Below are 17,544 nucleotides of genomic sequence, written 5' to 3' on the forward strand. Positions count from 1 at the left end.
GACCACCGGGCCCGACCCCGAGCGGGGCCACGGGGTTCCACCCGTTCGCCCGACCGCTGGGGGCGGGCGGCCGCGATCGTTGTCGGTGGGCGCCCGTAGGGTTGTCACCGTGGCCGACCCGTCCACCTACCGACCGTCTCCCGGCACCATCCCGGACGCGCCTGGCGTGTACAAGTTCCGTGATCCTGGTGGCCGGGTGATCTACGTCGGCAAGGCGAAGAGCTTGCGCGGCAGGCTGAACTCCTACTTCGCCGACATCTCCTCGCTGCACCCGCGCACCCGCCAGATGGTGACCACCGCGGGTGGTGTCGAGTGGACCGTGGTGTCCACCGAGGTCGAGGCGCTGCAGCTGGAATACAACTGGATCAAGGAGTTCGACCCGCGGTTCAACGTCCGCTACCGCGACGACAAGTCCTACCCGGTGCTGGCTGTCACGGTGAACGAGGAGTACCCGCGGCTGCACGTCTACCGCGGTCCGCGCAAGAAGGGCGTGCGGTACTTCGGCCCGTACGCGCACGCCTGGGCCATCAGGGAGACCCTCGACCTGCTGCTGCGCGTCTTCCCGGCGCGCACCTGCTCCAAGGGCGTGTTCCAGCGGCACGGCCAGATCGGGCGGCCCTGCCTGCTCGGCTACATCGACAAGTGCTCGGCGCCGTGCGTCGGTCGGGTGAGCGCGGCCGAGCACCGGGAGATCGTCGAGGACTTCTGCGACTTCCTCTCCGGCCGCACCGACGCGATGGTCCGCCGGCTGGAGAAGGACATGTCCGCCGCCGCCGAGGACCTGCAGTTCGAGCGGGCGGCCCGGCTGCGCGACGACATCGGGGCGCTGCGCCGGGCGATGGAGAAGCAGGCCGTGGTGCTCGGCGACGGCACCGACGCCGATGTGGTGGCCTTCGCCTTCGACGAGCTCGAGGCCGCCGTCCAGGTGTTCCACGTGCGCGGCGGTCGGGTGCGCGGCCAGCGCGGCTGGGTGATCGACCGGATCGACGACGCCGACGAGCAGAGCCCCGCCGCGGGCCTGGTCGACCGGTTCCTCAGCCAGTTCTACGGCGACCAGGCCGAGTTCGACGACACCGGCGTGGCCGAGGCGAGCCCGGTGCCGCGCGAGGTGCTGGTCCCGGAGCTGCCCGAGGACGCGCCCGCGATCGCCGACTGGCTCAGCGAGCTGCGCGGCGCCCGGGTCCAGCTGCGCGTCCCGCAGCGCGGCGACAAGCGGGCGCTGATGGAGACCGTGGAGCGCAACGCGAAGGAGGCGTTCACCCAGCACAAGCTGCGCCGCGCGGGCGACCTGACGGCCCGCTCGGCCGCGCTGCAGGAGCTGCAGGACAACCTCGGCCTCGACACCGCGCCGCTGCGGATCGAGTGCGTGGACATCAGCCACATCCAGGGCAGCGACGTGGTGGCCTCGCTGGTGGTCTTCGAGGACGGCCTGGCCCGCAAGTCCGAGTACCGCCGCTTCGCCATCCGGGAGGCGGCCACCGAGGGCGACGTCGCCTCGATCGCCGAGGTGGTCCGCCGCCGGTTCGCCCGGCACGGCGCGGACGCCGCGGCCCAGGGCCCGAACCCGGGCGTCGACCCGGACACCGGCAAGCCGCGCCGGTTCGCCTACCCGCCCAACCTCCTGGTGGTCGACGGCGCGGGCCCGCAGGCCAACGCCGCCGCCGACGTGCTGGCCGAGCTGGGCGTGACCGACGTGGCCGTGGTGGGATTGGCCAAGCGGCTGGAGGAGGTCTGGCTGCCCGCCGAGCCGGAGCCGGCGATCCTGCCGCGCACCAGCGAGGCGCTCTACCTGCTGCAGCGGGTGCGCGACGAGGCGCACCGGTTCGCCATCGCCTACCACCGGCAGAAGCGGTCGAAGAAGCTCACCGTCTCGGTGCTCGACGAGGTCCCCGGCCTCGGCCAGACCCGCAAGGCGGTGCTGATCAAGCACTTCGGCTCGCTCAAGCGGCTCCGGGCCGCGGGGGTCGAGGAGATCGGGGCGGTGCCGGGCATCGGCCCGGGCACGGCACAGGCAGTGCACAGCGCGCTCGCGGGGGAGTCCGCGGCCGAACCGACAGAGGGACAGCAGTGAGCACCGAAGCGCACGGACCGGGCATCGAGGTCGCGGTCGTCACCGGACTCTCCGGGGCGGGCCGCAGCACGGCGGCCAAGTGCCTGGAGGACCTGGGGTGGTTCGTCGTGGACAACCTGCCGCCGGAGCTGATCTCCACCATGGTCGAGCTGGGCTCGCAGGCCAGGGGCGCGATCACGAAGGTGGCGGTCGTGATGGACGTGCGCAGCCGCGCGTTCACCGAGGACCTCTCGGCGATCATCAAGGACCTGGACGCGCGCGGCTACCGGCCGCGCGTGCTGTTCCTGGAGGCCACCACCGACGTGCTGGTCCGCCGGTTCGAGCAGGTCCGCCGCGGCCACCCGCTGCAGGGCGAGGGCAGGCTGATCGACGGCATCGGCGCCGAGCGCGAGCTGCTGCGCCCGCTGCGCGAGGAGGCCGACCTGGTCCTGGACACCTCCACCCTCTCGGTGCACCAGCTCCGCGCCAAGATCGAGGACGCGTTCGGCTCCGACGCCAGCACCGCCACCCGGGTCACCGTGCTCTCCTTCGGCTACAAGTACGGCCTGCCGATGGACGCCGACCTGGTGATGGACGTGCGCTTCCTGCCCAACCCGTTCTGGATCCCCGAGCTCAAGGACCAGACCGGCCGCGACACCGACGTGCGCAACTACGTGCTCAGCCAGGAGGGCGCGGACGAGTTCCTCGACCGCTACCACGAGCTGCTGCGCCTGATCGGCGCGGGCTACCGGCGCGAGGGCAAGCGCTACCTGACGCTGGCCATCGGCTGCACCGGCGGCAAGCACCGCAGCGTGGCCATCTCCGAGGAGCTGTCCCGGCGGCTGGCCGACGAGGACGGCATGGCGGTCAAGGTCGTGCACCGCGACCTGGGCCGCGAGTGAGCGCGGCCCCCCCGCTCAAGGCGGTCGCGCTCGGCGGCGGGCGCGGCCTGCACGTCACCCTCAGCGCGCTGCGGCTGCTCACCGACGACGTCACCGCCGTGGTCACGGTGGCCGACGACGGCGGCTCCTCCGGGCGGCTGCGCCGCGAGCTCGGCCTGCTCCCCCCTGGCGACCTGCGCAAGGCGCTCACCGCGCTGGCCGGGGAGGCCGGGCCGTGGCGGTCGGTGTTCGAGCACCGCTTCGGCGGCACCGGCGCGCTGGCCGGGCACGCGATCGGCAACCTGGTGCTGGCCGGTCTGCTGGAGGTCCTCGGCGACCCGGTCGAGGCGCTGGCCGAGGCCGCGCGGCTGCTCGGCGTCACCGGTCGGGTGCTGCCGATGTCCACCGACCCGCTCGACATCGAGGCCGACGTGACCGGCCTGGAGGAGGACCCGAGCACGGTGCGCCGCATCCGCGGCCAGGTCGCGGTGGCCACCACCCCCGGCCGGGTCCGCCGGATCCGGCTGCAGCCCGCCGACCACCGGGCCGAGAAGCCCACCGCCTGCCCGCAGGCCGTGGCGGCGGTGCTCGAGGCCGACGTGGTGCTGCTCGGCCCGGGTTCCTGGTTCACCAGCGTGCTGCCGCACCTGCTCGTCCCGGAGCTGCACGAGGCGCTGGTCAGCACCGCGGCCGCCCGGGTCGTCGTGCTCAACCTTGTCCCCCAACCGGGGGAAACCGCGGGCTTCTCCCCGGAGCGCCACCTCGACGTGCTCTGCGAGCACGCGCCCCGGCTGCGGGTCGACGCGGTCATCGCCGACGCGGACTCGGTCGCCACCCCGGACCGGCTCCGAGCTGCGGCTGCGGCGCTGGGCGCGGGGACCTGGCTGGACCCGGTCGCGGCCGGGGCCACCCCCGACCGGCACGACCCGACCGCGCTCGCCGCGAGCCTGGGGCGGGCGATCACGTCGGTGAGGGGACGCTGAGCCCGCGCGCGGGTCGTGATGGGATGTACCCCGGATGCCCGCACCCGGGCCGGGAGAGGAGGACCCTGTGGCGATGACCGCCGCTGTCAAGGACGAGCTGAGCAGGCTGGCCGTGTCCAAGACCTGTTGCCGTCGGGCCGAGGTGTCCTCGCTGCTGCGGTTCGCGGGCGGGCTGCACATCGTGGCGGGCCGGGTCGTGGTCGAGGCCGAGCTGGACACCGGTTCGGCCGCGCGCAGGCTGCGCAAGGAGATCCACGACCTCTACGGCCACCACGCCGACGTGCACGTGATCACCTCCGGCGGCCTGCGCAAGGGCACCCGCTACGTGGTGCGGGTGGTCAAGGACGGCGACGGCCTGGCCCGCCAGACCGGTCTGCTCGACCCGCGCGGCCGTCCGGTGCGCGGCCTGCCCGCCCCGGTCGTCTCCGGCGGCGTGTGCGACGCCGAGGCGGCGTGGCGCGGGGCGTTCCTGGCGCACGGCTCGCTCACCGAGCCGGGCCGCTCGTCCGCGCTGGAGATCACCTGCCCGGGCCCGGAGGCCGCGCTGGCCATCGTCGGCGCCGCCCGCCGGATGGGCATCCAGGCCAAGTCGCGCGAGGTGCGCGGCGCCGACCGGGTGGTCGTGCGCGACGGCGACGCCATCGGCGCGCTGCTGACCAGGCTCGGCGCGCACTCCAGCGTGCTGGCCTGGGAGGAGCGCCGGATGCGCCGCGAGGTGCGCGCCACCGCCAACCGGCTGGCCAACTTCGACGACGCGAACCTGCGCCGCTCGGCCCGGGCCGCGGTCGCCGCCGCCGCGCGGGTGCAGCGGGCGATGGAGATCCTCGGCCCGGACGCCCCGGAGCACCTGACCGCGGCGGGCGAGCTGCGGTTGCAGAACAAGCAGGCCTCGCTGGAGGAGCTCGGCCAGCTGTCCGACCCGCCGATGACCAAGGACGCGGTCGCCGGCCGGATCCGGCGGCTGCTGGCGATGGCCGACAAGCGGGCCAAGGACATGGGTATGCCGGACACCGAGTCGGCGGTCACCCCGGACATGCTCGAGGCGGACGCCTGAGGCGGGTGGGGAATAACCCACCAAAGAATTACTGTGAGCTGGGTCTCACGCGGTATCCCGGCGGCCCCGCCGTGACTCCTGTCTGACGGGAGGGCGGGTGCCGCTTGGGGGAGGGGCACCCGTAGGGGGAGACGGAGTGGGGTTCGCCCGGCATGGGAGCCGGCGAACCCCACTCCGCTGTTCCGGGGGTGTTTCCCCGCCGCCGCGCCCGGGTTCCGTGGCCGTCGCCACCCCTCCCCGCGCCTTCCGCTGTGAGCCGCGCGTCGCCTCGGGCGGCGCCCCTGGCGCCGGGCATCGCGATCTGATTCGATAAAGAGAGACCGCTGACCTGCTGACCTGCGCGCGCCCGGGTGAACGCTAGGGTTTTCGGGTGGGGCGGAGTCCCCGGGCCCGCGGGGTCCGGGCAACCAGTCGCTAGGACGAGGAGACACAGGTGACGGTTCGCGTAGGTGTCAACGGCTTCGGTCGGATCGGTCGCAACTTCTGGCGCGCCGTGCAGGCCAGCGACCACGACATCGAGATCGTGGCCTTCAACGACCTGGGTGATGTCGCGACCATGGCCCACCTGCTCAAGTACGACAGCATCCTGGGCAGGCTGCCGCAGGAGGTCTCGGTGACCGCCGAGGGCATCCAGGTCGGCGACCAGACGATCAAGGCGCTGGCCGAGCGCGACCCGGGCAAGCTGCCCTGGAAGGACCTCGGCGTCGACGTCGTGGTCGAGTCCACCGGCTTCTTCACCAACGCCGCCGACGCCCGCAAGCACGTCGACGAGGGCGGCGCCAAGAAGGTCATCATCTCCGCGCCCGCCAAGGGCGAGGACCTGACCGTCGTGCTCGGCGCGAACGAGGACAAGTACGACGGTTCGCAGACCGTGATCTCCAACGCCTCCTGCACCACCAACTGCCTGGCCCCGCTGGCGAAGGTGCTGCACGACGCGTTCACCGTCGAGCGCGGTCTGATGACCACGATCCACGCCTACACCCAGGACCAGAACCTGCAGGACGCCCCGCACAGCGACCTGCGCCGCGCCCGCGCCGCCGCGCTGAACATCGTGCCCACCTCGACCGGCGCCGCCAAGGCGATCGGCCTGGTGCTGCCCGAGCTCAAGGGCAAGCTCGACGGCTACGCGCTGCGCGTCCCGGTGCCGACCGGCTCGGCCACCGACTTGACCGTCACCCTCGGCCGCGAGGTCACCCTCGACGAGGTCCAGGCCGCCTACCGGGCCGCCGCCGACGGCCCGCTCAACGGCATCCTGCGCTACAACACCGACCCGATCGTCTCCTCCGACATCGTGACCGACCCGGCGTCGTGCATCTACGACGCGCCGCTGACCAAGGTCACCGGCAACCTGGTCAAGGTCGTCGGCTGGTACGACAACGAGTGGGGCTACTCCAACCGCCTCGCCGACCTCACCGCGCTCGTCGCCTCGAAGCTCTAAGAAGGACAAGGCACGTGAAGACTCTCGACGACCTGCTCGCCGAGGGCGTGTCCGGTCGGCGCGTGCTCGTGCGCGCCGACCTCAACGTCCCGCTGGACGGCGACAAGATCACCGACGACGGCCGGGTCCGCGCCTCGCTGCCCACGATCGGCGCGCTCGCCGACGCGGGCGCGCGGGTCGTGGTGGCCGCGCACCTGGGCCGCCCCAAGGGCGCGCCGGAGGCCAAGTACTCGCTGGCACCGGTTGCCGCCCGATTGGGTGAGCTGCTCGGCCGCCCGGTCGCGCTGGCCGACGACGTGGTGGGCGCCTCCGCGCGCGCCACCGTGGCCGGCCTGGCCGACGGCGGTGTCGCGCTGCTGGAGAACGTGCGCTTCGACCCCCGGGAGACCAGCAAGGACGCCGCCGAGCGCGGCGCCCTGGCCGACGAGTACGCGGCGCTGGCCGACGCGTTCGTCTCGGACGGTTTCGGCGTGGTGCACCGCAAGCAGGCCTCGGTCTACGACGTGGCCACCCGGCTGCCCGCCTACGCCGGTGGCCTGGTGCTCGCCGAGGTCGAGGTGCTCAAGCGGCTCACCGACGGCGCCGAGCGGCCCTACGTGGTGGCGCTCGGCGGGTCCAAGGTGTCGGACAAGCTCGCGGTGATCTCCTCGCTGCTGCCCAAGGTCGACGCGATCCTGGTCGGCGGCGGCATGTGCTTCACCTTCCTGGCCGCCGAGGGCCTGGGCGTGGGCGACTCGCTGCTCGAGGCCGAGATGATCGACACCTGCAAGCGGCTGCTGGCCGAGTACCCGGAGAAGATCGTGCTCCCGGCCGACGTGGTCATCGCCGACGCGTTCTCCGCCGAGGCGAACACCCACACCGTGCTCGCGGCGAACATCCGCGAGGGCTGGAAGGGCCTGGACATCGGCCCGATCACCGTGGAGCGCTACGGCGCCATCCTCGCCGGGGCGGGCACGGTGTTCTGGAACGGCCCGATGGGCGTGTTCGAGCTGGCCCCCTTCGCCGAGGGCACCCGCGGCGTCGCCCAGGCGATCGTGGACTCGGCGGCGTTCTCGGTGGTCGGCGGCGGCGACTCGGCCGCGGCCGTGCGCCTGCTCGGCCTGCCCGAGGACGGCTTCTCGCACATCTCGACCGGCGGCGGCGCGTCGCTGGAGTACCTGGAGGGCAAGGAACTGCCCGGCGTCGCGATCTTGGAGGCATGATGGCGCGCCAGGTCCTGATCGCGGGCAACTGGAAGATGAACCTCAACCACCTCGAGGCCATCGCCCTGGTGCAGAAGATCGCGTTCTCGCTGCCGGAGAAGTACTACGCGAAGGTGGAGGTGGCCGTGCTGCCGCCGTTCACCGACATCCGCTCGATCCAGACCATGGTCGACGGCGACAAGCTGCTGCTGCGCTACGGCGCCCAGGACATCTCCCGCCACGACTCCGGCGCCTACACCGGCGAGATCTCCGGGCCGATGCTGGCGAAGCTGGGCTGCACCTACGTCACGGTCGGCCACTCGGAGCGGCGCCAGTACCACGGCGAGACCGACGAGCTGGTCAACGCCAAGGTCAAGGCCGCGATCAAGCACGGGGTCACCCCGATCCTGTGCCTGGGCGAGCCGCTGGAGGTCCGCGAGGCGGGCACGCACGTCGAGCACTGCACCGAGCAGCTGGTCGCGGGCCTCAAGGGGCTCAAGGCCGAGCAGGCGGGCAAGGTCGTCGTCGCCTACGAGCCGGTCTGGGCGATCGGCACCGGCAAGGTCGCCACCGCGGCCGACGCCCAGGAGGTGTGCGCCGCGCTGCGCGCGACGCTGGCCGACAAGTACGGCGCCGACGTGGCCGCGGGGGTCCGCGTGCTCTACGGCGGATCGGTGAAATCCGGCAACATCGGCGAGCTGGTCGCGCAGGAGGATGTGGACGGCGCCCTGGTCGGCGGCGCCAGCCTGCAGGCCGACGAGTTCACCAAGCTGTGCGCCATGGCTGCGGGCGGTCCGCTGCCGTAGCGAGGTTTCCGCAGGTGGGGGCGTTGGGGACTGGTGTCCCCGACGCCCCCACCGCATTTGTGGATCATGCAGCTGCACGTGCGTATGCCCCGGCGTGCGCGAATCGAGGAAATCTGGTAATCGGACGGCGCCCGCGAAGCCGGGGCGGTGCTCGAACCTGTGAACATCACCGGGTAACCTGGGGCCTCAACCGTTCAACAGCGAGGACCGCATGATTCTCACCTTGCAGATCGTTCTGATCGCCACCAGCCTTCTGCTGATCCTTCTGGTGCTGCTGCACCGCGGCCGCGGTGGCGGTTTGTCCTCCCTGTTCGGCGGCGGCATGCAGTCCAGCCTGTCCGGCTCCAGCGTGGTCGAGAAGAACCTCGACCGGGTCACGCTGTTCACCGCGGCGGTCTGGGTCATCTGCGTCATCGGCCTCGGCCTGCTGGTCAAAATCGGCTGATGCGGCGCCCAGTGGCGGGTCGACGGCCTCTCGAAAGTGACGCGGCTGCGCCCGCGTCGAACCACGTGGTGGGGGTGTGAACATCGATGGCCGGTGGTAACGCGATCCGGGGTACCCGGGTCGGTGCTGGTCCCATGGGAGAGTCCGAGCGCGGGGAGTCCGCTCCTCGGCAGCGGGTGTCGTACTGGTGCGCGAACGGGCACGAGTCGCGCCCGTCCTTCGCGCTGGACGCGGAGAAGCCGGAGTCCTGGGACTGCCCGCGCTGCGGCCTCCCGGCGGGTCTCGACGAGCAGGCGCCCCCGAAGGCGCCCCGCAACGAGCCCTACAAGACCCACCTGGCATACGTGAAGGAACGCCGCTCCGACGCCGACGGCGAGGCCATCCTCGCCGAGGCCCTGGCCAAGCTCCGCGCCCGACGCGAGGGCTGAGCCCCAGGAACAGCGGTAGAAGGCCCCGGTTCTCCACGAGAGCCGGGGCTTTTTCGCGCGCAAAAGGGGATGGGAAGTGGGGGAGGGAAGGGGGAAGGAAGCGGGAAGCTGGGAGGCAAGGGAGGAAAGGAGGAGAGCAAGGCGAGCGGACAGGGTGAAGGAGGAGGGAGGCAGGAGAACACAAGCAGGGGTACGGAAGGCGGCAAGGGAGGGTGAGGCAGGCGGGAAGGTAGGGCAAGCAAGAAGGACAGGGGTGGAGAGGGCAGGCAGGGAAGGTGGGGGAATGCAGGGACGGCGAGGCAGGAGCAGGGGAAGCCGAGAAGGGAAGCAGGGTAGGGAGGGGATACAAGGAGTGCGACGAATTCAGGGCAGGGACGAGGGGCAGGAAGGTGGGGCATGGAGGTGGCAGTAGGGCTGCCAAGGCGCGGAAAGCGGCACGAAGAACCCGATGATCATCGCAAGATCCAGGTAGCCGGAAACCATCGCGTGGCAGACAAACATGGTGCAGGAGAAGGAAGTCCCGCACTCCGCAGCCCGGCAACGTTCCTGCTCGATGGGGTGGTGTGGCTTTGTTCGGGGAGAAAAGAGGCGCTAGCCTGGTCCCGGCGTGGGTGATCCCTTTCCCACCCGCTTCACCCCGGCGCCTCTTTTCTTAGGGGCCCCGAACAAAGCCACACCACCCCATCGAGCCCACCGCAGAACCCAGCCGCAAACCCACCGCAGAACCCAGCCGCAAACCCACCGCAGAACCCAGCCGCAAACCCACCGCAGAACCCAGCCGCAAACCCACCGCAGAACCCAGCCGCAAACCCAGCGCGGAAACAGCCGCAAACCCACAAAGCGGCTAGACCGACAACGGATACCGAGCCCGCACCGAGAACCCACCCTCCGGCGTCGGGCCGGCGTCGAAGCTGCCACCCAGCAACCCCGCCCGCTCCCGCAGCCCCAACAACCCGTGCCCGCCGGACGGGAACCCCGCCGACAGCCGTCGCGGTCGGTCGTTGCTGATCTCCACCACCAGCGCGTCCGCCGAGGCCCGCACCCGCACCGACGCCCGAGCCCCCGCGGCGTGCTTGCGGACGTTCGTCAGCGCCTCCTGCACCGTCCGGTAGGCCGCGCGGGAGACCGGGCCGGGCAGATTGGACGGACAGCCGTCCATGGCCAGTCGGACGTCGCTGCCGTGCACCAGCTCCGGGATGTCCTCCAGGCCCGGCTGGGCCTCGTCGTCGTCCACGCCGGAGCGCAGCACGCCCACCAGTTCGCGCAGTTCCTCCAGCGTCCGCGTGCTCAGCGTCCGGATGGTCTCGGCGGCCTCACGGGTGGCCTGGTCGCGCACGTCAACCTGCATCGCGCCCGCCTGCATGGCGATCAGGGTGACCTGGTGGGACACCACGTCGTGCATCTCGCGGGCGAGCTTGGCGCGTTCGGCGGAGCGGACGGTGGCCGCGTAGAGCCGCTTCTCCCGCTCGCGGCTGCGCGCGAGCTGCAGGATCCGGGTGGACAGCTCCTTCCGCACTGTGATCAACATCCCGATGGCCACCGGCATCCCGGCGACCAGCACGCCGTAGATCACGTCCAGGAAGTGTTGCCGCCAGCCCAGTTCGAGGAACTCCGACCAGGGCCACAAGATGAACCGGCACAGTCCCACCAGGACGGCGCCGACCACGGTGCGCCAGCTCAGCAGGTGCCGCTTGGCCAGCGCGCCCAGCGCCATCATCGCCGCGAGCTGGGACCAGCCCGCGAAGAAGCCGGGGATGGTGATCAGCACCCCCACGAACGGCACGTGCCTGCGCAGCAGCATCGCCGGGACCGCCAGCCAGCACAGCCAGATCGAGTACACCGGCGCGGTCTGCGGGATCACCAGCCACACGTCCAGCGCGGCCACCACGACCGCGAGCACGTCGGAGGACACGTCGCGGGCCCGCTGGCTCGCGCGCAGCCCGGCCAGCCCGCGGGGCAACCGCAGGCCGGGGAGCCGGACCCGGTGCCGGACCGGCACCACCCGCTCCGGGGTGATCAGGGGCGCGACCAGCGCGGTACCTCCTCGTTCCTCGGTTGCCGAGTGTTCGCGCAGCTCAGACCGGTCGTGCGCGCCCGCTCGCTGGCGGGGCAGCCCGTCCTGGGTTGTAGCATTCTCCCGGTCCTGGGCCTGCCCGCTCTGGCGCTGTGGCATGGATCGCCCTTCCTGCGGCGACGTGCTGCACGGTGTCGTCACCCATCAAGACAGACAACACCGGCCGCGGGACGGCGCGTGGTCAACAACTGTGCGCGAGCAAACGCTCGGTCCCCGATCGGAGCAGGGAGAGGAGTCCACTCGATTGCGCACGCTCATCATCGACAACCACGACTCCTTCACCTACAACCTCTACCAGGGTCTGGCGGCGCTCAGTGGCGCGCGTCCCACGGTGGTCCGCAACGACGACGACTGGGACATCGGCGGTCTGGTCGACTTCGACAACGTGGTCATCTCGCCCGGCCCCGGGCACCCGGGCGTGTGGCGCGACATCGGGCTCAGCCGCGCGGTGCTCGCCGCCGCCCGGCAGCCGCTGCTCGGGGTCTGCCTCGGCCACCAGGGACTCTGCCTGCTGGCCGGTGCCCGGGTGGCGCACGCCCCCGAGGTGCGCCACGGAAGGCTCTCCGCGGTCCACCACGACGGCCGCGACCTGTTCGCCGGCCTGCCCTCGCCGATGCGGGTCGTGCGCTACCACTCGCTCGCCGTCGACGACCTGCCCGCCGAACTCGAGGCGACGGCGTGGAGCGACGACGGCGTCCTGATGGGCGTGCGCCACCGCGAACGCCCCGCGTGGGGCGTGCAGTTCCACCCGGAGTCGGTGTGCACCGAGCACGGGACCGACCTGTTGGCCAACTTCGCCCGCCTGACCCGGCAGTGGTGGTCCGACCACCCGGGGCAGGTAGTCGTGTCCGCCCCGGCGCAGTTGCCCATCGCGCCCCCGGCCCCCGTCGAACCGTTCGCGCGGGTCTTGGTCGAGCGGCTCACCGTCGCTGTCACCGCGGAGGAGGCGTTCGCCGCGGTCTACCGGGATTCCCCGCACGCGTTCTGGTTGGACAGCGCGGCGGGCGGCCGGTTCTCCTTCCTCGGCGACGCAAGCGGACCACACGCCCGGATCGCCACGGCCGATGTCGCGGCGGGCACCGTCACGATCACCTCGGCCGCCGGCCGCGAACTGGTCCACGGCGAGTTCCTGTCCTGGCTCGACGCCGACCTCGCCGCGCGCCCGGTGGCGGTCCCGGACCTGCCGTTCGGCTTCGCCCTGGGCTGGGTCGGCTACCTGGGCTACGAGCTCAAGGCGGAGTGCGGCGGCCAGGCCGCCCACCGCGCCGAGGACCCCGACGCCCAACTCGTCTTCGCCGACCGCGCACTGGTTTTCGACCACGCGACCGGCGAGGTCTACCTGCTCGCGCTGGCCGGTGACGAACCGGCGGCCCGCCAGTGGCAGAGCGACACAGCCGCCAGGCTGGTCGCGTTGGCCGCCGGCCCGGCCCCCACCGCCCCGGTCGACACCGGCGTCGTGGCCGGCCCGCTCACGGCGCGACACGACCGGGACGACTACCTGACGATGATCGCCCGCAGCCAGGTCGCCATCGGCGACGGCGAGACCTACGAGGTCTGCCTCACCAACCAGCTCACCGCGCCCGCGACCATGGATGTGTGGCAGGCCTACCGCTACCTGCGCCGCGCCAGCCCCGCACCCTTCGGCGCACTGCTGCGCTTCGGCGGCCTGTCGGTGCTGAGCACCTCGCCCGAGCGCTTCCTCTCCATCACCGCCGACGGCGCCGTGGAGTCCCGCCCGATCAAGGGGACCCGCCCACGCGGACGCACACCGGACGAGGACACCGCACTCCGCCACGACCTGGCCGAGGGGGAGAAGGACCGCGCGGAGAACCTGATGATCGTCGACCTGGTCCGCAACGACCTCGGCCGCTACGCCGAGATCGGCTCGGTGCACGTGTCCGGGCTCTTCGAGGTCGAGACCTACGCGACGGTCCACCAAATGGTCAGCACGGTCCGCGCCCAACTCGCCGAGGGCGTCTCAGCGGTCCGCTGCGTCCGCGCGGCATTCCCCGGCGGTTCGATGACCGGCGCACCCAAAGAACGCACCATGCGAATCATCGACCACCTCGAACGCGGCCCACGCGGCATCTACTCCGGCGCCATCGGCTATTTCTCCCTCACCGGCGCCGCCGACCTGAGCGTCGTGATCCGCACACTGGTGGCCCGACCAAACCGGGTCTCCTTCGGAGTGGGCGGCGCAGTGATCGCCCTGTCAGACCCGGCGGCGGAGTTCGAGGAGACGGCGGTCAAGGCCACCACAATGCTCGACCTACTCGACGCCGAGTTCCCTGGCCGGGTCCCGGCGACAGGCGGCTAGGACGTGGAACGGACGAGAATCCCGTCCCACAAGCAAACCGCAGCGGATAGGCCGACCTCGCTGGAACGCAACAGGTTCCCGCCCTCGCTGGTACCGCAGCGGATAGGCCGACCCCGCTGGAACGCAACAAGCTCTCGCCCCCGCTGGAACGCAACAGGATCCCCGATCCCGCCCGCACACAGGAGAGTCCCGTCCCCCAGCACACCGCAGCGGTGAGGCCGACCCCGCTGGTACGCAATGCCCGTTACGGATGCTCGATCTAGTGGACTCGCTTCGTGTGGGGGGAGAGTGCCGCTAAACTTGCCGTGGGTGGGGATGCCCTTACCTGCCCTTTTCTCTCCACCGCGGTGCTCCAGGGGCCCCGCACGAAGTGAGTTCACTAGATCGAGCCCTGCTTGTAAATCGGGCAGCCCATGCGATGAGCCGCCGTAGAAGGTCGACCGTAGGTCGGTGTGCGGCACACCCTCCGAGCTGCCCGAGTAAGAGCGGGGCTCGATTGGCTGGACTGCCTTCGCGTGGGGCCCCTAGAGCACCGCGGTGGTGAAAAAAGGGCGGGTGAAGGGCATCCCCACCACACGGCAAGTTTAGCGGTGCTCTCCCCCCACACGAAGGCAGTCCACCCAATCGAGCACAAACGTAACGGGTGTTGCGTACCAGCGGGCTCGGCTTTTAGAGATTTAGAGATTCGGGATTTGGGGATGTCAGGACTAGAGAAGTCCTCGTGCCGCGCTTCGTGGTGCCGTGCTGTTGGCCGCGCTCTAGTCGTTCGGCTGGCCGACATCCAGACGTCACGGGTTGTCTCTCTCGGGGGGCCACGATCCGGCCATGACCCCATCCTTGTCGTTACGGGCCGGTGCCGCGGTGGTCGCCGCGCTCGCCTGCCTGACCGCCGTGCCGCTGGCGGCGACCGCCGACCCGGCCGGGCATCACCCGCGTCGTGACTTCGATCTGCAGGCCCACCGCGGTGGTATCGGTCTGCGGGTGGAGAACAGTCTCAGCTCGTTCGGCAATGCCCTTCGGCTCGGGGTGAGCACGTTGGAGCTGGACGTGCAGATCACCGAGGACGGCCAGGCCGTGGTGACCCACGATCGCAAGGTCGACGGCCGCAAGTGCCGCGACACCGCCCCGGTCACCGCGGGGGACACCGAGTTCCCCTATGTCGGCAAGTACGTCAACACCCTGACCCTGGCCCAGGTGCGCACGCTCGACTGCGGTTCGCAGCGGCTGCCGGACTTCCCGAAGCAGGAGCTCTCGCCCGGTCAGCGGATCCCGTTGTTGCGCGAGGTGTTCGCGCTCGCCAAGCGCTACCGTGCCGATGACGTGCGGTTCAATGTGGAGACCAAGGTCGAGGCGGGTGCCCCGCAGGAGACCGCGCCGCGGGAGCAGTTCGTCCAGGTGACGGCGCGTGAGATCCGGGACGCGGGTGTGTCCGACCGGGTGAGTGTCCAGAGCTTCGACTGGGGTGCCCTGATCCGGATGCGGCAGGTGGCGCCGCGGTTGCCGCTGGTGGCGTTGACGAACTACGACTTCCTGCAGACCGGTCAGCCCGGCAAGTCGCCGTGGCTGGGTGGGCTGGACATCGACGACTTCGGTGGCGATCCGATCAAGGCGGTGAAGTCCTTCGGTGCCAGTGCCTTCTCGCCGGTGCACGGCTTCCCGCAGGGCGGCTCGGTGAACGACCCGGGCTACCGGCCCTACGTCACCGCGGAGCTGGTCCGCTCGGCGCACCGCAACGGTATCAAGGTCATCCCGTGGACCGTCGACGACGTGCCCACCATGGCCAAGCTCATCGACGACGGGGTCGACGGCCTGATCACCGACTACCCCGACCGGCTGCGCACCCTGTTGGCGCAGCGCGGTTTCCGGCTGCCGCGGGCCTACGCCTCGCCGTTCGACGTCCAGGGCCACCGCGGTGCCCGGTCGGTGCGGCCGGAGAACACCCTGGCGGCGTTCCGCTACGCGCTGGCGAACCCCGCTGTGTCCACTTTGGAGCTCGACACCGGGATCACCGAGGACGGCCAGGTCGTCGTGCTGCACGACCGCGCGGTCAACGGCTCGCACTGCGTCGACACCGCGCCGGTCCGGGTGGGTGACCCGGAGTTCCCCTACGTCGGCAAGCTGGTGCGCGACCTGACGCTGGCGCAGCTCAAGACGATCGACTGCGGTTCCAAGACGCTGCCGGACTTCCCCCGGCAGCAGGCGGTCCCGGGGGAGCGGATCCCGACGCTGGCCGAGGTGTTCGCCGCGGTGCGGGCGAGCGGGCGGGCGGACATCGGTCTCAACATCGAGACCAAGATCAGCCCCACCGCGAACGACACCGTCCGCTACGAGGTGTTCACCCGCAAGGTCGTCGGCGAGATCGCCCGCGCGGGCTTCACCCGGCGGGTGACCCTGCAGTCGTTCGACTGGCGCACCATCCAGCTGTCCAAGCGCATCGAGCCGCGCCTGGCGACGGTGGCGCTGGTGTGGCAGTACGGCCCGCAGGAGTGCGCGTCGATCGCCGACGAGTGCTCGTTGCGGGCGGTCTACGGTGACCCGTCGGTGAAGTCGCCGTGGACCGGTGGCCTGGACTGGTGGCGGACCCGCGACCTGGGCAGGCTGGTGCGGCAGTCGGGCGCGGACACGGTGTCGGCCAACTGGCAGGTGCACGACCCCCGTCAGTCCACTGTGGTCAGCCCGGACTGGTACCTGCGGCAGGACCCGAGCTACTTCCACGGCCCGGACGTCGCGGGCCTGCACCGCGCGGGCCTCAAGGTCGTCCCCTACACCGTGGACGACGAGCCCACCATGCAGCGCGTCATCGACCTCGGTGTCGACGGCCTGATCTCCGACGACCCCGACCTGCTGGTCGCGGTCGCGCGGAAGAACGGCCTGCGGTAGGGATCACCCGCGCTAGCGCCCCTTCCCCGCACCAGTGCGGGTTCCGGGGAAATCGGTGGCCTTCCCCCGCCCAGGGGAAGGCCACCGCCGCCCGGACTACCCGGTGCGGTCCTCGGCGAGCCAGCGCTCGGCGTCGATGGCGGCGGCGCAGCCGGAGCCGGCGGCGGTGATCGCCTGCCGGTAGCGGCGGTCCACCAGGTCGCCCGCCGCGAACACACCCGCGAGGCCGGTGTGCGTGGTCGGTGACTGCACCCGCACGTAGCCGTCCTCGTCGAGCTCCAGCTGGCCCTTGACCAGCTCGCTGCGCGGGTAGTGCCCGATCGCCACGAACAGGCCCGTCACCGGCAGCACCCGGCCGTCGGCCAGGACCACGTCGGTCACCGAGTCGGTGCCGCGGACCTGGGACACCGTCGTCCCGGTGACCCAGGTGATCCTCGGGTTCGCCCTGGCGCGCTCCTGCATGATCACCGACGCGCGGAACTCCGCCCGGCGGTGCACCACGGTGACCGAGCGGGCGAAGCGGGTCAGGAAGAGGGCCTCCTCCATCGCCGAGTCGCCGCCGCCGACCACCGCGACGTCTTGGCCGCGGAAGAAGAAGCCGTCGCAGGTGGCGCACGAGGACACACCCCGGCCGAGCAGCGCGGCCTCACCCGGCACCCCCAGGTACCTCGGTTGGGCGCCCATGGCGAGGACGACGGCGCGCGCCCGGTGCCGGACGCCGTCGGCCACCACGGTCTTCACCGGGCCCGACAGGTCCACGTCGACCACGTCGCGGGTGCGCAGCACGGCGCCGAACCGCAGGGCCTGCTCGCGCAGCGCGCCCATCAGGTCCGGTCCCATCACCCCGGCGGGGAAACCGGGGAAGTTCTCGACGTCGGTGGTGGTCATCAGCGCGCCACCGGACACCGTCCCCTCGAACACCAGGGGCGCCAGCTGCGCCCGTGCCAGGTACAGCGCGGCGGTGTAGCCCGCCGGACCCGACCCGATCACCACGACCTCGTCCATAC

General features: G+C 71.5%; 13 protein-coding genes and 1 pseudogene. 12 read left to right on the plus strand and 2 right to left on the minus strand.

What is annotated here, in order from left to right:
* Positions 1-109 precede the first annotated feature (109 nt).
* The 9 genes from uvrC to QSK30_RS02720 all read left to right on the plus strand — a co-directional run bounded on the left by uvrC (position 110) and on the right by QSK30_RS02720 (position 9,266).
* The gene (gene uvrC, locus QSK30_RS02680; protein ID WP_285499194.1) at positions 110-2,071 is read left to right on the plus strand and encodes an excinuclease ABC subunit UvrC; all 1,962 of its coding nucleotides are present in this window, start codon (positions 110-112) and stop codon (positions 2,069-2,071) included.
* Entirely contained in the window at positions 2,068-2,952 is an 885-nt protein-coding gene (gene rapZ, locus QSK30_RS02685; RefSeq protein ID WP_285499195.1) for an RNase adapter RapZ, read from the plus strand. The genes uvrC and rapZ overlap by 4 nt, the downstream gene beginning before the upstream one ends.
* Positions 2,949-3,914 (plus strand): gluconeogenesis factor YvcK family protein, encoded by a 966-nt coding sequence (locus tag QSK30_RS02690; RefSeq protein WP_285499197.1) that lies wholly within the window; start codon positions 2,949-2,951, stop codon positions 3,912-3,914. The genes rapZ and QSK30_RS02690 overlap by 4 nt, the downstream gene beginning before the upstream one ends.
* Before the next feature lie 67 nt (positions 3,915-3,981).
* Positions 3,982-4,968 carry a DNA-binding protein WhiA gene (gene whiA, locus QSK30_RS02695; RefSeq protein ID WP_285499199.1) on the plus strand — a complete coding sequence of 329 codons (987 nt, stop codon included), beginning with the start codon at positions 3,982-3,984 and terminating at the stop codon, positions 4,966-4,968.
* Between the two features lie 433 nt (positions 4,969-5,401).
* Entirely contained in the window at positions 5,402-6,406 is a 1,005-nt protein-coding gene (gene gap, locus QSK30_RS02700; protein ID WP_285499201.1) for a type I glyceraldehyde-3-phosphate dehydrogenase, read from the plus strand.
* 14 nt (positions 6,407-6,420) lie between these two features.
* The gene (locus QSK30_RS02705; protein WP_285499203.1) at positions 6,421-7,608 is read left to right on the plus strand and encodes a phosphoglycerate kinase; all 1,188 of its coding nucleotides are present in this window, start codon (positions 6,421-6,423) and stop codon (positions 7,606-7,608) included.
* The gene (tpiA, locus tag QSK30_RS02710) at positions 7,608-8,393 is read left to right on the plus strand and encodes a triose-phosphate isomerase (RefSeq protein ID WP_285499367.1); all 786 of its coding nucleotides are present in this window, start codon (positions 7,608-7,610) and stop codon (positions 8,391-8,393) included. Before QSK30_RS02705 ends, tpiA begins: the two co-directional genes overlap by 1 nt.
* A gap of 211 nt (positions 8,394-8,604) precedes the next feature.
* Positions 8,605-8,838 (plus strand): preprotein translocase subunit SecG, encoded by a 234-nt coding sequence (gene secG / locus QSK30_RS02715; protein ID WP_285499206.1) that lies wholly within the window; start codon positions 8,605-8,607, stop codon positions 8,836-8,838.
* Positions 8,839-8,924: 86 nt separating this feature from the next.
* A complete protein-coding gene (locus QSK30_RS02720; RefSeq protein ID WP_285499208.1) occupies positions 8,925-9,266 on the plus strand; it encodes an RNA polymerase-binding protein RbpA in 342 nt (113 codons plus the stop codon).
* An 844-nt stretch (positions 9,267-10,110) separates the two neighbouring features.
* On the opposite strand, the gene QSK30_RS02725 is transcribed toward QSK30_RS02720, so the two are convergent.
* The gene (locus QSK30_RS02725) at positions 10,111-11,439 is read right to left on the minus strand and encodes a sensor histidine kinase (protein ID WP_285499209.1); all 1,329 of its coding nucleotides are present in this window, start codon (positions 11,437-11,439) and stop codon (positions 10,111-10,113) included.
* A gap of 145 nt (positions 11,440-11,584) precedes the next feature.
* On the opposite strand from QSK30_RS02725, the gene pabB reads away from it, so the two are divergent.
* The 3 genes and pseudogenes from pabB to QSK30_RS02740 all read left to right on the plus strand — a co-directional run bounded on the left by pabB (position 11,585) and on the right by QSK30_RS02740 (position 16,537).
* Complete coding sequence (pabB, locus tag QSK30_RS02730; protein WP_285499210.1) at positions 11,585-13,657, plus strand: aminodeoxychorismate synthase component I; 2,073 nt, start codon at positions 11,585-11,587, stop codon at positions 13,655-13,657.
* An 825-nt stretch (positions 13,658-14,482) separates the two neighbouring features.
* Positions 14,483-15,538 (plus strand): annotated as a pseudogene (locus tag QSK30_RS02735) (glycerophosphodiester phosphodiesterase family protein); the annotation flags it as partial.
* Positions 15,524-16,537, plus strand: coding sequence for a glycerophosphodiester phosphodiesterase family protein (locus tag QSK30_RS02740; RefSeq protein WP_285499368.1), 1,014 nt, complete (start codon positions 15,524-15,526; stop codon positions 16,535-16,537). The pseudogene QSK30_RS02735 and the gene QSK30_RS02740, both read left to right, overlap by 15 nt.
* A gap of 96 nt (positions 16,538-16,633) precedes the next feature.
* On the opposite strand, the gene trxB is transcribed toward QSK30_RS02740, so the two are convergent.
* Positions 16,634-17,542, minus strand: coding sequence for a thioredoxin-disulfide reductase (gene trxB / locus QSK30_RS02745; protein ID WP_285499212.1), 909 nt, complete (start codon positions 17,540-17,542; stop codon positions 16,634-16,636).
* Between the last annotated feature and the right edge of the window lie 2 nt (positions 17,543-17,544).

It is taken from the genome of Actinokineospora sp. NBRC 105648 (assembly GCF_030269645.1).
Classification (GTDB): domain Bacteria; phylum Actinomycetota; class Actinomycetes; order Mycobacteriales; family Pseudonocardiaceae; genus Actinokineospora.

Bases quoted from the DNA above. Each gene is read 5' to 3' on its own strand.
- QSK30_RS02725 (WP_285499209.1), bottom strand. From the start codon at position 11,439: ATGCCACAGCGCCAGAGCGGGCAGGCCCAGGACCGGGAGAATGCTACA.
- secG (WP_285499206.1), top strand. From the start codon at position 8,605: ATGATTCTCACCTTGCAGATCGTTCTGATCGCCACCAGCCTTCTGCTG.
- tpiA (WP_285499367.1), top strand. From the start codon at position 7,608: ATGGCGCGCCAGGTCCTGATCGCGGGCAACTGGAAGATGAACCTCAAC.
- QSK30_RS02720 (WP_285499208.1), top strand. From the start codon at position 8,925: ATGGCCGGTGGTAACGCGATCCGGGGTACCCGGGTCGGTGCTGGTCCC.
- trxB (WP_285499212.1), bottom strand. From the start codon at position 17,542: ATGGACGAGGTCGTGGTGATCGGGTCGGGTCCGGCGGGCTACACCGCC.